The organism is Mucilaginibacter pankratovii, from assembly GCF_014773265.1.
Classification (GTDB): domain Bacteria; phylum Bacteroidota; class Bacteroidia; order Sphingobacteriales; family Sphingobacteriaceae; genus Mucilaginibacter; species Mucilaginibacter pankratovii.
The window spans coordinates 374,145-390,865 of sequence record NZ_JACWMY010000002.1 but is presented as its reverse complement, the minus strand read 5'-3'; the positions used below and the strand labels follow the sequence as shown (position 1 = coordinate 390,865).

General features: G+C 39.8%; 15 protein-coding genes. 6 read left to right on the top strand and 9 right to left on the bottom strand.

The annotated features are described in order from the left end of the window. The first annotated feature begins 308 nt into the window (after window positions 1-308). The gene (locus IDJ77_RS04655; protein ID WP_191187765.1) at window positions 309-680 is read left to right on the top strand and encodes a response regulator; all 372 of its coding nucleotides are present in this window, start codon (window positions 309-311) and stop codon (window positions 678-680) included. Between the two features lie 84 nt (window positions 681-764). Here IDJ77_RS04655 and IDJ77_RS04650 read toward each other — a convergent pair whose 3' ends face one another. Beyond that, the gene (locus IDJ77_RS04650; protein ID WP_191187764.1) at window positions 765-1,757 is read right to left on the bottom strand and encodes an NHL repeat-containing protein; all 993 of its coding nucleotides are present in this window, start codon (window positions 1,755-1,757) and stop codon (window positions 765-767) included. A 215-nt stretch (window positions 1,758-1,972) separates the two neighbouring features. Here IDJ77_RS04650 and IDJ77_RS04645 point away from each other — a divergent pair, with 215 nt between their 5' ends. Beyond that, window positions 1,973-2,440: an OmpA family protein gene (locus IDJ77_RS04645; RefSeq protein ID WP_191187763.1), complete on the top strand. Its 468-nt coding sequence runs from the start codon at window positions 1,973-1,975 to the stop codon at window positions 2,438-2,440. 15 nt (window positions 2,441-2,455) lie between these two features. Here IDJ77_RS04645 and IDJ77_RS04640 read toward each other — a convergent pair whose 3' ends face one another. Then, the gene (locus tag IDJ77_RS04640; RefSeq protein ID WP_191187762.1) at window positions 2,456-3,232 is read right to left on the bottom strand and encodes a hypothetical protein; all 777 of its coding nucleotides are present in this window, start codon (window positions 3,230-3,232) and stop codon (window positions 2,456-2,458) included. A 142-nt stretch (window positions 3,233-3,374) separates the two neighbouring features. Further along, entirely contained in the window at window positions 3,375-3,773 is a 399-nt protein-coding gene (locus tag IDJ77_RS04635) for a hypothetical protein (RefSeq protein ID WP_191187761.1), read from the bottom strand. Between the two features lie 898 nt (window positions 3,774-4,671). Between IDJ77_RS04635 and IDJ77_RS04625 the strand changes: the two genes are divergently transcribed. Both IDJ77_RS04625 and IDJ77_RS04620 read left to right on the top strand, forming a co-directional pair. Continuing rightward, the gene (locus IDJ77_RS04625; protein WP_191187759.1) at window positions 4,672-4,896 is read left to right on the top strand and encodes a hypothetical protein; all 225 of its coding nucleotides are present in this window, start codon (window positions 4,672-4,674) and stop codon (window positions 4,894-4,896) included. 193 nt (window positions 4,897-5,089) lie between these two features. Continuing rightward, entirely contained in the window at window positions 5,090-6,175 is a 1,086-nt protein-coding gene (locus IDJ77_RS04620; protein ID WP_191187758.1) for a hypothetical protein, read from the top strand. Window positions 6,176-6,295: 120 nt separating this feature from the next. Here the strand turns inward: IDJ77_RS04620 and IDJ77_RS04615 are convergent, their stop codons facing one another. The 3 genes from IDJ77_RS04615 to IDJ77_RS04605 form a co-directional block, all read right to left on the bottom strand. Next, window positions 6,296-6,667, bottom strand: coding sequence for a hypothetical protein (locus IDJ77_RS04615; protein WP_191187757.1), 372 nt, complete (start codon window positions 6,665-6,667; stop codon window positions 6,296-6,298). A 73-nt stretch (window positions 6,668-6,740) separates the two neighbouring features. Next, on the bottom strand, window positions 6,741-11,873 hold the full coding sequence (locus IDJ77_RS04610; protein ID WP_191187756.1) for an Ig-like domain-containing protein: 5,133 nt from the start codon (window positions 11,871-11,873) through the stop codon (window positions 6,741-6,743). 434 nt (window positions 11,874-12,307) lie between these two features. Next, window positions 12,308-13,216 carry a hypothetical protein gene (locus IDJ77_RS04605; protein WP_191187755.1) on the bottom strand — a complete coding sequence of 303 codons (909 nt, stop codon included), beginning with the start codon at window positions 13,214-13,216 and terminating at the stop codon, window positions 12,308-12,310. A 264-nt stretch (window positions 13,217-13,480) separates the two neighbouring features. Between IDJ77_RS04605 and IDJ77_RS27820 the strand changes: the two genes are divergently transcribed. After that, window positions 13,481-13,615 (top strand): hypothetical protein, encoded by a 135-nt coding sequence (locus tag IDJ77_RS27820; protein WP_262892790.1) that lies wholly within the window; start codon window positions 13,481-13,483, stop codon window positions 13,613-13,615. Window positions 13,616-13,912: 297 nt separating this feature from the next. On the opposite strand, the gene IDJ77_RS04600 is transcribed toward IDJ77_RS27820, so the two are convergent. Further along, entirely contained in the window at window positions 13,913-14,302 is a 390-nt protein-coding gene (locus IDJ77_RS04600) for a hypothetical protein (protein WP_191187754.1), read from the bottom strand. Between the two features lie 504 nt (window positions 14,303-14,806). Between IDJ77_RS04600 and IDJ77_RS04595 the strand changes: the two genes are divergently transcribed. Then, window positions 14,807-15,238 carry a hypothetical protein gene (locus IDJ77_RS04595; RefSeq protein ID WP_191187753.1) on the top strand — a complete coding sequence of 144 codons (432 nt, stop codon included), beginning with the start codon at window positions 14,807-14,809 and terminating at the stop codon, window positions 15,236-15,238. A 309-nt stretch (window positions 15,239-15,547) separates the two neighbouring features. Here IDJ77_RS04595 and IDJ77_RS04590 read toward each other — a convergent pair whose 3' ends face one another. Together IDJ77_RS04590 and IDJ77_RS04585 are read right to left on the bottom strand one after the other, a co-directional pair. Continuing rightward, window positions 15,548-15,907 carry a helix-turn-helix domain-containing protein gene (locus IDJ77_RS04590; protein ID WP_191187752.1) on the bottom strand — a complete coding sequence of 120 codons (360 nt, stop codon included), beginning with the start codon at window positions 15,905-15,907 and terminating at the stop codon, window positions 15,548-15,550. A gap of 33 nt (window positions 15,908-15,940) precedes the next feature. Beyond that, complete coding sequence (locus IDJ77_RS04585; RefSeq protein WP_191187751.1) at window positions 15,941-16,447, bottom strand: UpxY family transcription antiterminator; 507 nt, start codon at window positions 16,445-16,447, stop codon at window positions 15,941-15,943. Between the last annotated feature and the right edge of the window lie 274 nt (window positions 16,448-16,721).

Below are 16,721 nucleotides of genomic sequence, written 5' to 3'. Positions count from 1 at the left end.
TCAAAAATTGTATACCCTATGACCAAAAAATGGGTAGATGATTTGTACCTGACCTCGTTATCTTTATAGCCAATAAGTATCAAGTTGTGCTACCAATTATAAAAACTAAATCTAAACTTATGAGCGTAATTAATTACAAGCTGGTTTTTGTTAGCGCGTTTATATTGTCATCAGCATGTACCATAAATATTTAGCTGCCGTTTATGATTACTAAAATACACGCAACAGATTTTGGACATTAAAGCCCCGTAATATCATTTCTGTAACGCCGGTGCGGTAGACGGATTGGTGGTGATTAAAAAGACATTATGAAAAAAGTTGTGAAAAGGATACTGATTATAGAAGATGACCGGGAAATTTTAGAAGTGTTAAAAACGATATTAGAAGACCATCATTTTGAAGTGGTAGGCTTAGAGCGATCTGACGATATTTTGCAATTGGTAGAACAACACCATCCCGATTTAATCCTTACAGATTATTTGCTTTGGGGTATGAATGGCGGCAAAATTTGTAGCGTTATAAAAAGTCATAAATATACATCGCACATCAAGGTGGTACTATTAACGGGCTACCAGGATTTAGCCATGTCTTTCGGTAATTTTGGTTTTGATGCGTTTCTCAGCAAACCATTCGAAATAAAAAAATTACTAAAAACCATTAGCAGCTGTTTGGCAGCATAGCACATTTCTTTTATAAAAATAAAACGGCCGAGCAAATTTGTTGCCCGGCCGTTTTAATAAAATGGCTGCTTTTTACAATAGTATCTACTGCAGCGTTATCTTACGAATAGTATTGCGCGTATCTGAAACGAACAAAGCTGTTTCACTATTGGATAATGCTAGATTTGCTGCAACTACATCGGCTGCTGCGCCAACGCCATCTCTGCCATCGGCAGCCGATAATGGGCCGCAAATTGTGGTAATGGTGTTACCAACAATTTTCTTGATCTTGTTTCCTTCTGCAAGGTAAATGGTGTTACCGTCTTTAGTCACCGCTATGCCGCTTATGAAAACAAAACGTTCATTTTGGAAAAGCCTGGTGATTTTGCCATCATTAGTAATTTTAAAAAGTTGGGTGGCGGTACTAACATATTTTACGCCATTTGGCCCAGTTCCTATTCCTCGTAAAGATTCATTGGGCGCCAGTAGCGACGAAAAGTTCACAACATTTCGTTGGATAGTTGTGCCTGTGATTTTGCCGAGGCTAACATCGCTCACAAACCACATAACGCCCTTGCTGTCTTTCTCCAGGTCGAGGTTAGAATCACTGTTGGCGATTCGGTCATAAACATCTATGCCTTTTTCTTTATTGTAAATCCTTATGCCGTACCCTGTAGAAACAATATACAAGGTACCTCCCGGCGAGATACCAACAGCCTCGGGTAATAGTCCGCCGCCGGTGTCTGGATTATAGGATAATGGCTCGGTGTATACGTTGTTTTGCACCGTGATCTTCCTTATCGCACTGTTAAAAAAGTCTGCTACATAAATGCTCCCGTCACCATCTACCGTAATACCATGCGGTTTCCAGAATTTAGCTTTAAGCCCCGGGCCGTTTACGAGATGTGGATCGCTGCTTGATGGTTCAAAAATACCGGCAATAGTACGCACGGTATAAGGAGCAGTCGTTGCGTCGATAGTTGCTTTGCTTAAAGCTAATTCATCAAGGTTGCGTATATCCTTTACAGGGGTGGCTTCTTTTGTACATGAAGCTGCCAAACAGCCGGCTAACAAAATAATTGAAAAAGGTATTTTCATAGTAACAAATTTATTTTCATGCAATTACAGGATTTCTCTTCGTGGATTTGCCCTGAATTTGTGCTTGTATCCTAAATTGTGTAACGGTTTGAAATTGCCGCGTTTCGGGCATATTGTAGTATAACGATTGTGCCATTATACAAATCGGTATACAACTGAGTTTTTGGGAGATGATTGGCTCTCTATGTGCGCATGATTATTAAAACCGTAAAATCATGAAAAAAGCATTTTTTGGAGTAACTGCAGTGGTAATGTTGTTGCAATTTTATAACGCAGAGGGTGCTCCATTCGTAAAACCTCATGGCACCCATAAGGTGTCGAAGAAAAGTAAGCTATCCATTGATGGCCTTACTAAAAACGTACAATTTGCATTTTGTGAGGCAAGCGTGCCAATGATTGACTCAACGCAGTTAAATCAGCTTGCGCAGTTTCTTACAGAGAACAAATATGCAATATCGTTGCGCGGCCATGCAGATGCCATCGGGTCATACTTAGGCAATTGGAAAATGTCTGAAGCAAGGGCGGTAGCGATCAAAGAGTATTTAGTTAAAAAGGGAGTTTTAGAGGATCGGATTGTAACTACTGCATTTGGAAGCACTATCCCAATTGCCGATAACAAAACAAGTAATGGGCGTAAAAAGAATCGCCGGGTTGAAATGAGGTTAAAGGCAATAGGTGCTTAAGAGCCTGGGATTGTATTATAGACTGTTAAAAATAGCTATCTGGGTTGCCGATATGTCCTTTATATGCTGTTCAAAAAACTGAACAATATCATCAGGCTTTTGAAAAAACGGTTCTATGTAACCTGCTGCAATTAGCAGTACCGTTAAAGTACTAAGTAAATTACTTAAAAAAACTTTGTCGCCGGTATAATTTGCAGTGGTGTTTTCAGAACCAAATACAATTGACGAGAAGTATTGATAGATTTCGTTAACCTTTTTAAATGAGTTTTTTACTTGTAAAACCGCAGAACTATCACTAAGATAAGTTAAAGCTTCCTGTAGCGATACTTTATAGTCGTTATAAATGTGAGTGCCATTATTATCGAAATAACCAGGATTATCTTCTTTTAACTCATCAATTTCTCTTTCGATCTCACTTTTAGGCTTGTTAAATTCTCTACCATAAGTGGCAATACTTTCAATGCTGCTTTTTAGGTTTACGGTATTTATGCCTTTGATATTTAGAGATAGCATATCAAGATCTGATGCTTCCTCTATTAAATAAACAACCGTTGCCGCATCTGTGATGGATTTCTTTAGTGATATCAGATCCTGGCCTTCAATCTCGTCTATGGTTCCCAAAACCAATCCTAAAGACGAAAAGCCCTCACTTAAGCCGAAAAAAGAATTAAATAAATAAAGGTAAGGTTCGCCATACCCTGCTTTGTTGCTTGCATCTGCCAGATAGTTCTCAATTAAAAAATTATTAAATTGTGCAGTTTGCAGTCGCAGACTATTTATTAATTCGCTCATTCATTGTAATATGATGAAGCGAAGATAAAAACTTACTTTATTTTTTATTTTATAATTATACTAATTATAAATAAAAATTGTACAACCAATGAGAATAAATAGCAAAGGAATCACTATTTAGTAATACAAACTAATTATGAGACTAATTAGCGATAGCTTTTCCTAAGCCTTGTTTGTCTTCCTCTTGCATATTAAGCCTTTTTAAAAGTGCTTCGTTATAGCTTTCTAAAAGATTAAGATACTTATCTTTCCAGATCTCTTCCGCAATATTATTGGGCGGCATCACTGCTACTACAGCAAGTTTGCTTTGTTTGTAGCTGTATGCAAAGTCCTCCGGAGTAAATAACTCTGGAAATTCTTTGGAAAAATCGTGACGTATCACCCGACCTATTTTAAAGATAATATCACTTTTTAAAAATGGATTTTGAAAATAGTTATAGATAGATCTTCTGTTCACATCTAATTCCGTTGCTAGGTCCGTAATACTGTAACCATTCTTTCTCACCAAATATTCAACAATCTGTCCGTAGTGCTTTTCCATATGCTTATTTGTATTATTTACTAAACAAATTTCAAACCATTCATTTGGCTTGGGTGAATTTCACAGAAGGATAAAAAGTTTCTTTTAATGACAAGCTTAAAAAGCGCTGATTTTCAAGGCAAACGTTTGTTTAAACATTGATTTCTGCTTTTTTTGTCTTTATTTTCGTAATTTCAAATAATGTGTATTTATTACACAGCAGTATTCAAAACTGAACACAAATGAGTTGTATTTAGACACACTTACCTCACTTTTCATACAATTTTTAAATGCCTGTCAACAATCTTGTTGTATTCGTTCAACAGCGACAGGTATTTATCTTTCCAAAAATTTCCGTCGTTGCCCAGCAATTGTTTTTTCTTAGGCATATTAATCACACTGAATTCATCCCTTGAAAACATCTCCGGAAACTGTGTTGAAAAATCATGTCGTATTATGCACCCTATCCTGAATACAATATCCTTTTTAATCGTTTCGTGATTAAACCAATTGTAAAGTGTTCGCCGATTAACATTCATAGATTTAGCCAACTCGCTAATATTATAATCGTTTTTTCTTAGCGTGTATTCTATGATTTTGCCATGGTGTTTGTCCATATTAACTATTTAGTTCAGTAGATTTTTCAACTGTAAAAATACCAAATAGGGATATAAGAAAACGTTGATAGTGTAGAACGTACGCCTCTGCACACATTTTGGCCATCGTGTTTTATTAGCGTTAGCTACTTATTTCAGCCGTTATTAGCGCCATTAACCCATGGGTTAGCAGGATATCCGGTGTTTTCTCGTTAAATTGTAATGCGGATCTTGCTGCTTAAAATACTTTTGGTATTATTACGTGTTATTTTGTAACAAAAGTTGGCATTAAAACGTATAAAACTGTACCTATAATTACTCAAATGAAAAGATTATCAGTAGCCGTTAAAGCCCTTAGGCTTATTATCTTTAACAAAGACATCAGTCTTACGCTCAGATATGACAAAAAAAGTGAGCTCACCTTTGAAAAAGGGTGTTATGCTGACGCTACAGAATTTTTGGATAGCCTAAAAAAACGAGATAACTTTCCAGAATACATCCTCGATCAGTATAAAGAGGTTCTTACAGACTACAATTACAAGCACTAAACTTATATTGTTATAAGCAATCTTTTCATATTTTCTATTCTCCTTTAGCTAAAGCACTTGCAAATTGTCTTTTGCTACTCGCTCTTTGTTTCAGTCCGTATAACTCAACTATTACACAAACTTTGGGCAGTTTAAACAAAGCGTAATACGGCTGTTGTATATACGATATCTTCGTATAAACAAACAACCACCCATGAAACTCAATTACCTAACACATTCAACGCTCGTTATCGGATGTTTATTAACGGCATGTTCAAAAGAAAAATCTTTAGTAACACATCCCCAAGAAGCGCTAAGCGTAAATAATAACACTTCATTAGCTTCCGGCGCTTTAAAGCCGCTCACAGTAATCACTGTAGCAGGTAAAGTAAGTGAAGGTTTTTTTTACGATGGCCAGGGAACTGATGCGCGGCTAAACTCACCAGAGGGGATTGATCTGCTGGAAAACGGTACATTTTATATAGCGGAGAATACGGGAAACGGCACCCGAAAGGTAACGCCAGATTATTATGTAAGTACGGTAAATATACCGCCCAGCAAAAACGGAGAAAAACCCAGCGGTGCCATAAGGGTTAAAGTGCAAAAAGATGGAACGATCAATATCCTTACAAGGGTGGGTGCGTATCCGTTTTCCAATATCAGGGTGTTTATTGTAAAGCCAAACGGTGATGTGATTACGCCTGCTTTTAAAAATGACTATAGATACACTTATCTGGATTTGGAAAAGGACCCTTATGACGACAGGCTTTGGGTGAGCGGAATTGCAACAGATACGGTAAATAATAAGTCTTTTGGGATATTGGAGAGATTTACCGTAAGAAATGGGAAAATAGGTACAGAAACCTTTAAAACACCTATCGATTCTTTAACGGATGACAATAAAGTATCTCCGCAGATAACAGGTTTTTTCTGTGGATATAATGGCGTTAAGTATATAGTTATTAACGGCAATGCTATTTATAAACTTACTCCGTCGGGTGTTTTCACGCAAATATACAAAAGCTTACGGTTTGGCCACGAAACCACTATAACAGGCAGCCTTACCAGTATAGTTGCCACTAAGGACAGCCGTACCATTTATATTGCTGATGTAAGTACGATAAGAAGTATTAGTAATGGCGTCACCAGGACGCTGGTAGGGCCGCAGCCAGGCAGGCAGTATATGGATGGTACGGGCAACCAGGCCGACGTACATGCAAAACAACTGGCTTTATCAAAAGATGAAAGTGCCCTTTATTTTACAGACCGTAATGCGTTAAGGAAATTGATATTAAGGTAACTGCAAAAGCGAAAGATCAAAAGCTTAATATTGTGGCAATAGATTCATTACTGCATCGTCGATATAAATTGATGGTGCAGCAGTGATTTTACACAAGTTACCGGATAACACTGACAGAATTTAACGATTAAATAAAACGCCTTCTAATAAATTGCCTGAAGAAACCGTTACCTCTTTAAACAACAGTTCCTCTATCTCAAATTGCCCTTCAAGCCATTCTTTGGCATCTAACGCTGATTGCCATAAAGCGTTATCAGGATGCTGGTGAAACATTTCTGACACGGATAGGTAGGTCGAGTTGATCCACAAGTTAGACCGGTTATTCCTGATCACATCAAGCATAATAAGAACGAGCTTTTTGTTATCGTTTCCAAAGCAACTATAAGGCACACAAGTGTTTAAATTCCTTTCAAGCTTTGTTATCGCGTTTATGATTTCTTGGGGGTTGCGGGTCATGTCAACATTAAAAATTAGTTTAGTTTTATACGTCATTTTCTTTTTTTTGTTGCGTAAAAAAAATGAAAATTAACGTTTTGTAGAAGATATTAATAAGATGACGATTAAATCACTTTATTACAATAACCTTTGAAACTTTAGAGCCGGTTGCGTATTCCGCTCTGATTAAATAAAACCCAACTGCTTCGCTACCATCAATAGTAAAAGTAGTTTTGTAAGCGCCGCTGAAATCGGCGTTTGCCTTTAATGTTTTTAACTGCCGCCCGTTTCTGTTGTATAAGTATATATTGAACGCTTCGCCGGGCCTTAAATTTTTCAACGCGACAGAAACGGGTTCGCCATGATTAGGGTTTGGATAAACAGTTAGTACAGGAGAGAGGCTTTTATCAGCGTTTAGCTGCGGGGTTATGATATTGTATCGCGATTGCAGGCTGTCTGCCGCTCCAATATTGTCAATCTGTACATCTTTCACCGTGTCATCCATCGTTACTACTCTTAACTTCGCCATAATTGATCTATCAAACGCAGTTGTTGAATTCACCCTAAATGATAGCGAACTGTTTTTATTGATCAACAAGGGTTGTTTGGCAGAAGGTAATGGTAAGCCTGCAATTCTAAATTTGGTAGCTCCTTCTCCGGTAAGGTTTATGTTTTTAACTTTCAACGGTCCGTCTCCCTGGTTGGCTATTGTAATCCAATAGTTTTTGCTATCGTAATCGTTTACCGGGGTTTCTAAATTCGCAGCGACTGCCAGTTTGGCCATGGGAGGGAGGGGCTGCGATTGCGCTTTTAACAGCGTGATCTGGGATGTGAGGTTCGGGTTGTCATTCCAGTTGAATTCAACTACATACAGATTTCCGTTGGTAACATCTTCAACAATATCCAGGGGATTGGTAAATCCCGACATACCCACTAAACCGCTATTGCCCGAGCCCGTGGTTACTTTTGTAATATCATAGATATGGTCGTCGTTATCTAAATACGTAGTTTTGGTAATAGAACCGGGCTCCATAACCACAATATCGCCTCCGCCACTAAAACGGCACACCAATAATTTACCTTTTAAAACACCGTTGAAATTATTGCTTTTATATTCCAATGCTCCGTTTGGTGAGTGGTTTAGTCCAAAATCATACGCGGCCCGGTAGTTAGAATCGGGGTTAACGGAGGGGGAGTAAAGGGGGTTGTCGATATACCCCCGGTTGATCACATATTCGCCTCTTAACGGGTTAGGGTGACCAAAATACCCCGTTGGTTTATCGGGGTTTACGCGGAACAACCAATCGTCCTGTACTTTCACACCTTTAGTGCTTTCAACTATGGGGCCGTTATATAATGTGCCGTTTGGCCGCCTGGTGCCCGGTACTGATGCCGGGGAATTACCGCCCCCACCGGAGCCATTTGCTGGAATGTACAGCTGCCCGTTAGAATGCCAAACCAAATCAAATGCGTTGCGCACGCCCGAGGCATAAATAGTTAACGGCGATGCGGTTCCGTAAGGGTTATAAGTGCCGTCGGACAGGATGAGGGACACGGCAGGTGCAGCGTTAATAACTGCTTGGTTTGACGTAGTTTGTGCGTTTAATGGTAAAATTAGCGCGTTAAGTTTTTTTTTATCTAAACGTAAGACCGTTCCGGATAACAGTGTTTCCTCGCGTTGCCAGTCGGCATCATAATCGCCTGCCGAACTGTTGCTTCCCTGGCAGATATACAGCGCACCATCCGGCCCAAAATTTATGCTGTTTACCATATGATCCCTTGTAGAGCGAGGAAGTTTTGTAACCATTAACTGCTCATTTTGTAAGCTGTCGCCATCTAACCGTGAGATATTACCATCAAAAGACGGGGCGGCCTTTAATCCCCCGGAGGAATGGGATACCCACAGCATCAAATTTGCCGGTGTAGATTGTGGGTCGAAAGCCAGGCCGATGGCAGTGCGCGCTCCATACTTGTTTACCAGGGTAGAAATAGTTTGTTTTCCGGAAAGTGTACCATCGGCGTGGTTAACGGTATAGCGCTCTACTAACCCGTCGAGCCTAAGCGCATAAAGTTTACCATCAGGGCCAAACGTAAGAGAGGAATATTTTATATTCTGCGTACCAGATATGGGGATTTTTTTAAAGTGTGCATTTAAAAAAGTACTCGAGTCCACAACCGCGGCTCCCGTTGTGAAATTAGCTTCATAAGGCGTAAAGGCTGCGCCCGAATATGACTTAACACCCGATGTGACAACAAACTTATATGATGTATAAGGTTCCAAAGAACCCGACGGTGAAAAGCTGATGGCATCGCCGCCGCCCGTACCCTGAACAGTACCCTTAACCTGGTAAAAGGATGTGTCAATTTGTTTAAGTAGTTTAACGGTAGTATCCGTAATGGTTTGGTTATCAACACCGCCCTGGTAGCCGGCTACTGCCGGAATGTGTAAACTGTTAGCGGCAATGCTTACCGTATTCAGGCTTACCTCTTTAGCCCCGTTAGCAGGTGTTGTCGATAGCACATAAGGCCTGGCATCGTCAACTACATTCAGTTGTACAACTATTTCGGCACCGGTGAATGTGGGCGATGTAGCACGTATGGTAGCATAATAGATGCCCACATTAAAATCTTTAGCTAATGAATAATTGAAAATAATTTCAGGTTGTGTGCCGGTGGTCGCAACGTCGGTAGTTAGCCAGGCAGGGCTACTGGTAGGAAAGGTAATGCTAATCTGGTAGGAGCGTGCGAGGTTATTAGAACTACTCAACACCATCGGGAACGACAAGCTTTGACTAACATCTTTGTGAAGCGTTAAATTTTTATTTCCGGCCGCCCAAAATAAGTAAGGGGCGGGTGTAACCGGCATAATGTTGGCAAAATTGATCTTGGTATTGGTGCCGCCATCGGCATTGATAGTTAAATGCTCATCGGCTACGGTTACCCTGATGGTGTTTGATTTGAACCTGCCAATATCGCCCTGCTTACCAATAGGTTTAAAACCGGCTATGGCGTTTGTGCCTTCTATGTTAATGTAATGAATTTCGGGCGCGGTAGACACGTTGCCATCACCGGCTGATACCGTGGCATCATACGTGCCATTAGGTACTTCTAATTCCCAGTAGCCTTCTGTTTTTACGCCCTGAAATGTACCTGTAATACTATTAGCCTGCATGTGCAAAACTGTTGCCAATAAAATGTCTTCGGGAAGTGTGCGCAGCCGGCCGTTACCTACCAAACTTAATAAACTGCCGTCAGATCTTTTTCTCCAGCCATATCTCAATAACGCGCCCTGGCGCTGACCTTTCCGGTTGCCAAAAGCCTGGCCATAATCTATTACATAATCGCTTGGAGGTACCGTTTGGTCGTTTTGGAAATTAACATTAATGGTTTTGGGGATAATATTTTCTACCACATCCAGTGAGATTAGTAAGGTTGCCGGTTTATACCCGTTAGATGAATAGGTTACAAGCGCCTGGTAGTTACCCGCCGGCAAGTTGGAAGAAATATTTTGTGCGCCAAATTTCAAGCTATCTGTTGGGTTTGTTGGCAATGTAAGCCAATCTGCAGTGCTTTTTGTTAAGGTGAATGCAGATGTTGCCGGAGTAGAAAGCAACTTAACAGCTTGCGGTAAAATTTCTGCGCCTTTTAAAACGGTAAAGCTTAGGGTGTCTTTCGAGAATGCTAATTTCGGTTCGGGCGGTGTTTGAATTGCTTGCGAGACCGCCGATATATTAAAATCATCAAAAGTATACGTAACAGCACTCGTGCCGTTACGATACGTGGCAAATATCCCTGCATACAGCATACCTGATGCCAGCCCGGTGTTTTGGATGTTTACGGAGCGGCTTGCGTAGCCTACACTTCCTGTACTTTCATAATTAATGCCATCAATAGAATAAAAGCCTTCTGCAGTTTGTGCAGCAGAATCGATAACCAGCTTTAATAAAACTGCTTTTGTGCTTAAGCCGGTAATAGCGGCAGTTAACCGCTGGTCGGGATTGCTTGTGCCCGTCACCGTGCTGGTAACATCGTTCAGCTCCCTGCGCAACTCTACCTTATTTCCTGTAATTCCTAATTTAATATAGGTTTTATCATTTAGCCCATACCACAGCCCACCTTGTTGTGATTGCGTACCATTATAAGGATTGATAATTTTCACATCCAACTGCACTTTTCCAAATGGCTGAAGCTGTACACCCAGAACGTTAAGTTGGTTGTTATTGGTTTGGTAATCGATACCCTTATTTGCTACCAGTTGCAGGTACCCGCCTGCAACTGTTATTTTCGAAGGTTCGTAACCCGGTACTTGTTTAAAAGATGGCTGCCCATCGGCAGTAGGCCTTGTGCCGGTGTAAGTATTTACGGTTGTAAAACCAGTGCCTATCGCGTTCTTATCGGTAATAGTGCCCGGTACGGACGTGTCGAAAGACAAACCGAACGGCAGGCTCACTTTTAACGCACCGCAAGGTAATGGGCTTAATGGTGCACAACCAATAAACACTGGCGGAGCTATTGCGGCCACGCTAAAGTCGTCAAAAGTGTACGTTACGGGGGCGGTGCCATTGCGATAAGTAGCGAATATTCCTGCGTATAGCGTTCCGGATGCAATGCCCGTATTTTGGATGCTTAATGATGAGTTTGGATAGCCAGTGGCACCTGCGCTGCTAAAGTTTACACCATCGGTAGAATAAAAGCCCTCCGCCGTTTGCGCCGTCGAATCTATAACCAGCCTAAGAGTTACCGTTTTTGTGCTTAAGCCGGTGATTACCGATGTTACCCGCTGGTCGGGATTGGTTGTGCCGGACACCGTACTGCTTACGTCATTTATCTCCTTGCGTAACTCTACTTTGTTACCCGTAATGCCCAGTTTTAAAAAAGTTTTATCATTTAAGCCATACCAAAGGCCGCCCTGCTGCGATTGGGTATTGTTATAAGGATTAATAACTTTAAGTTCCAATTGGATTTTTCCGGTGGGCTGTACCTGTACTCCTATAACATTTAATTGGTTGTTATTGGACTGGAAATCTATCCCCTTATTCGCAACCAACTGAAGACGGCCTCCGTTAACGCTGATCTTTGATGGTTCATAACCTGGCACCTGTTTAACTAACGGCTGGCCATCTGTCGGCAGGCGTACACCTGTGTAAGTGTTTACAGTAGTAAAGCCGGTACCTAATCCGTTTTTGTCATTTATAGTTCCTGGTATCGGTGCATCGAATGATAAGCTGTAAGGCAGGGTAACTCTTAGAGCAGAGCACGGCAATGTACTTAATGGGCCGCACGTATCCTGGGTAACGAGGCTTCTTGCTGTGTGAAAGTCGTCACTTAGTGCTACAAAGCATCGTAGCATAAAAAGCAGAAAGAAAATATACCGTTTCATAAGTAATTAAAGCTAAACGCGGATAACGAAGAAGTATATCGGTTGTTCATGCTTTACCGAAAGGTAAATGCCTAATAAGTAGCACTGTAAAGTATAAATACACCAATATTTAATGCAATTTTAACGGTATTTTATGGCTACTTCAGGAGGAGTGGGAAACTCGTTACTGTTATGTATAAATGTGTGTATTATGGCGAAATGCAACGCTTGTATATCAGGAAGATAATTATTGAGACAAAGCTATATGTTTAGCTGGCAGCTTTTAAAATGCAGCGGTTTTGCTAATTACGTAAAATGTTTTGCAGGCATTAGCAGGTTTATTTTTGCGCCATTAAAGGCGCTACGCTTTTGTTATAAAGCTTAATATTTTCGATGTAGTATACATTGTCCTGGTAATCGTAATTTGTTCCTTTTTTCCCAAGGTAGTCGCTTCCTAATATATAGGCGTTGCTGATAACTTTCCCATGCTCATCAATGGCTTTCCAAACCCTTATACCAATTTTTTTACCATGGTTTCTTGTTCTATCCGTAAAACTTTCGCCAATCTTTACTGCAAAAGGGCCCGAGAGTTTATCCAGGTGTTCAGAGCCGGACAAGGCTAACGTGTAAGGCAAGAGCATTTGCCCGCTGTATTTATTCGTGTATTGCAATTGCCTGGTCAACCGTTCATTTAAATGATATATGGCTAAGGTATCTGAGTCTTCGGTAGTGCAGCACCCATGATAAGAAGCAATTTTTCTTATCCTCACAGGTTGGCCTGCGTTTGCAACTTCAAAGTAGTCTGCAGTTATTTCATCTGAGTGCTCGGTAGTTTTCTCGCCTTTTAGGCCATTGTCAAAGTAAGTAAAGCCAACTTTGGTTTTAAAATTCAGAGAGTTTAGGATCATTTGCAACCCGGGTTCCCAATCGTTTTCGTATCTGTACTCCCAAATTCCGTTTAAATGAATCGGACTAATGGTTGTCGCTTTATTGCTGGTTTCAAAATATACTAACCCACTAATAGTTGAACAGGTGCTACCGTGAGGAAGCTGGTAATTGAAAAACCGACCAAGAGCAACAGCTGAATGTTGAAATTTAAGGGCAGCTTTCCAAAAGGGGGATTGAATCCGCTTGTTTAGCACGTTCGCTGTAAACACAACGTTCAGGCTAACAGAATCACCTGGCGCAATCATCATAGGAAATACTTGCTTGCCGCTTTGGCTGCCTGGAAGCGCTACTGCCCACAATTCATCGTTTGAAAAAGTAGCCCGCGTTATGATTATCGTTTTATTTAAAGTGTTTTTAATCCGGATGGTAGTTGTATCGCGATCAATGATCGTATTTTGCCGGGCAGGGTTTTTTAATGGTGAGTCCGGGTCATAAGTGTATGAAAATACTGCCCTGTTATAAGCCGGGAAACCATCTGTGTTTTGAATTAATATTTGATCCTTTTGCAGTGGAATATGGGTAAGCGCGTTAACGGCTGAATTGTTCTCTGTGTTAAATCTTGAGTGGAATTGGCTATTAAAGTTATTGAAATTGATATTAAGCGCTATGCCGATGATGATATTGATGCAAATGAGAAAAAGCAATACAACGCCCCTTGCCAAATACGTTTTATTAATAATTATGGTAATGCCAAATAAGAACATAGTAGCAATACCAATAAAAACGGGCATGTAGATGTTTATAATAGCACCGAGTTCATCGTTTTGTAGAGGTACAGCTACAGCTATTGCTGCGGAAATAACGATACTAAGTATTAATGAAAGAAATTGAAAATAACCCCGGTTTCTTAGTGGGACAAGCAACGGCATGATAGATAAGATTAACGTTACCTTACAAGCAGGTAATGCCTCAAATTTATGCTTATCTTAATTTTTAAATCAATGATGTTGGGTTTTGTACCCTATTTGTGCAATAGTGTGCAAATTACCTCGCGACTAAGTGCCCTGGGCAGTATTGGAACTTTTTAAAGTAGCAGGTTCAATAGAATTTACCAGCAAATCGTTGTATTGCTCCAGCAGAGCTACATATTTGTTTTTGTAACGCTCGTTCTCCTCGGTATTATTTGTATTTTGGTTAATGCCCGTTGACGGAGTTACCCGAAGACAATTAAATTCTTCGGGTAAAAACATTTCGGGTATTTCGTCCGAAAAATCGTGTCTTAAAATACAGCCGATATGAAATATGATATCTTTTTTTAGGTGCCGCTGATTAAACCAATTGTATATCGATCTCCTGTTAACCTGGAGGTTTTTTGCAAGATCGCTTATGCTATAACCGTTTTTTCTTACCCTATATTCAACAAGTTGTCCGTAATGTTTTTCCATAAATATAAGTTAATAACACACGTAGCTGTATTCTAATAATTACCGTAAAATTATCACTACGGAAAAATACATTGCCGTATTAGTACGTTGCTTACGTATTATAAATACGGTATTTATAGGATAAGGGGTTTTTTTATGCCCAGCTATGGCAATTTTATGACATTTGATTGCTAAAATAGCAATTGAAGTGTTGCTTTATATGTAGCATGTTACAAACCGGTATTAGATGATCTTTAATTATTCAAAAAATGGAATTGAGGCGTTAGCCTTTATTCTCTGTAAAATATTTCTGTTTATGCGGCATAACGATTAAAAAAACTTCAACGCAATATTCCAGGCCGTTAACCTGTAAAACCATCCGTGTACACCCAATGATATGATCCTTATCGGTGTTGCTTTCTCATTTGCTTATACAATTTTACACTATTTCACAACCTGTTATACACTCTTGGGATAAAGGGTTTTTTGCGAAAAGTATGGTCTACTTTTATGAAAAATTAACAGATGAAAAATTTAAGAAACAATTTTAACACACTTCGCATAAACAGATCAGCAAAGTTTATCCAGTCAATTACCTTTAAAAGTATGTTGCTTTTTTCGGTGATTTTGTTACTCAGTACAGGATGTAAAAAAGATAAGGCCACTACTACTGATAGAGATTACGGATACGCTAAGCTAACTGTAGAATGTGCAGGGAAATGCCATATCAGCTATGGTACAGGAACAACGCTGAGTGAAATTGATGTGGATAAATCGCAGGCAGTTTATTATATCAGGTATCAACGTAATTATGATCTGATTCTTAACGTAACTCCAATTGATGTAGACCAGAATGTGATTATAAACGTGTACAGCCGCGAAGAAAAACAGATCTTCCGTAATAGCGCAGTAAAAAAGGTTGGCGAAACCTGGACTACAAAAGTTCTGATCCCATAGTCAAAAAATATTTAAACAACCAGGCAGATTGGATACGTTCAATCTGCTTTTTTTGTGCCTGATTTTACTAATATTAAAATCGAACAAACACTTTACGTAAACAGGCTTAATTGAATTTATATGGTGCCATAATCGGTTTGCCGATCTGATAGTGCACTTGTTAGGAAGAGAACGCGAGGGTGAGGGTGGAAGCGATCATTATTGAAATGCCGTGGGATAACCTATACTATTAAGAAATAACGGCAGAACGCCGGTTTGCCGGATTATCGTATTTATAAACGGTTTAAATTTACTGAGGATAGGTGAAGTTTATATATTTCGCTCGTATTGTTCTAAAAGCAATTGATTGTATTTCTCCAACAGATCGATATACCTGTCTTTCCAAACTCTTTCGCTTTCAGGTTCGTTATTCCAACCCTGGCTAAAGCCAACTTTTAACTTTTCGCTTGGGATAAAATCTTCAGCGGTAAAAAGTTCGGGGAATTCCACTGAAAAATCATGCTTGATGAACCCGCCTACACGATGAATTATTTCTGGTTTAAGATATTTTTGATTAAACCAATTGTAAACACATTTTCTATTAATATTTGCAAGCCGTGCAAGTTCACTTATGCTAAAGCCCTGCTTCCTGATAGTTAGTTCGACGATTTGACCGTAATGTTTATCCATAGTTGGGCGGTTAACACCTCCGTTTAAATTTATTTAGCAAGCAATCAGTTCCTTTGAATCAATCTTGACTGTTAAAGCACAATTCATGCTTTTAAGCACCATTACTACCGATTTTCCGTTTACCTGCTGCACTTCTCCGCGCTGGTTGCATAAAGGTCCGTCTGCTATAATAGCTTCATCACCAATTTGCAAGTCGTTTAACGGAATCGACTCAATATCTGAGTATTTCCGAACGATCTTCCGGATGCTCTCAATTTCATTGTCGCGCACAATTGCAGGTTTCCCGCAAAAAGTTACGTAGGTTATCACGCCCGATGTTTGGGTGATTTTTTCCAAATCGGTGTAATTTGCACGCACGAACAAATAAGAGTTAAAAAGGGGTATTTCTACCGTTTTATTCCTGTCGGCCCATTTCTTGCTGGTTTTTACCAACGGGCAGTATGATATTATATTTTGTTCTTTTAATAATTGGTCAACTTTCTTTTCCCAGCGCGACCGGGTATAAAGTACCATCCAATTATCGTTATTAGCGCTATTCATAAGTAGATGCAGATAGTGTAAATATTGTGAGGCTATCTATCAATAATAGATGTAACAGCCACACATTTTATCCAACTAAATTACGGCAAAAGGGTAAGCAAAATACCTGTAACAGCGCCTTGTATATCAATATGTGAAGTGTTGAGCAATGCAAAAATCTATATTTGTGCGTCTGCGCTAAATAACTGCTTCATTTAGCCATTTTTTTATTTAACCGTTCTCATTTCCGGTTGGTGTACTACTCACACCTATACAATCTTTCTCACAGTTGCAC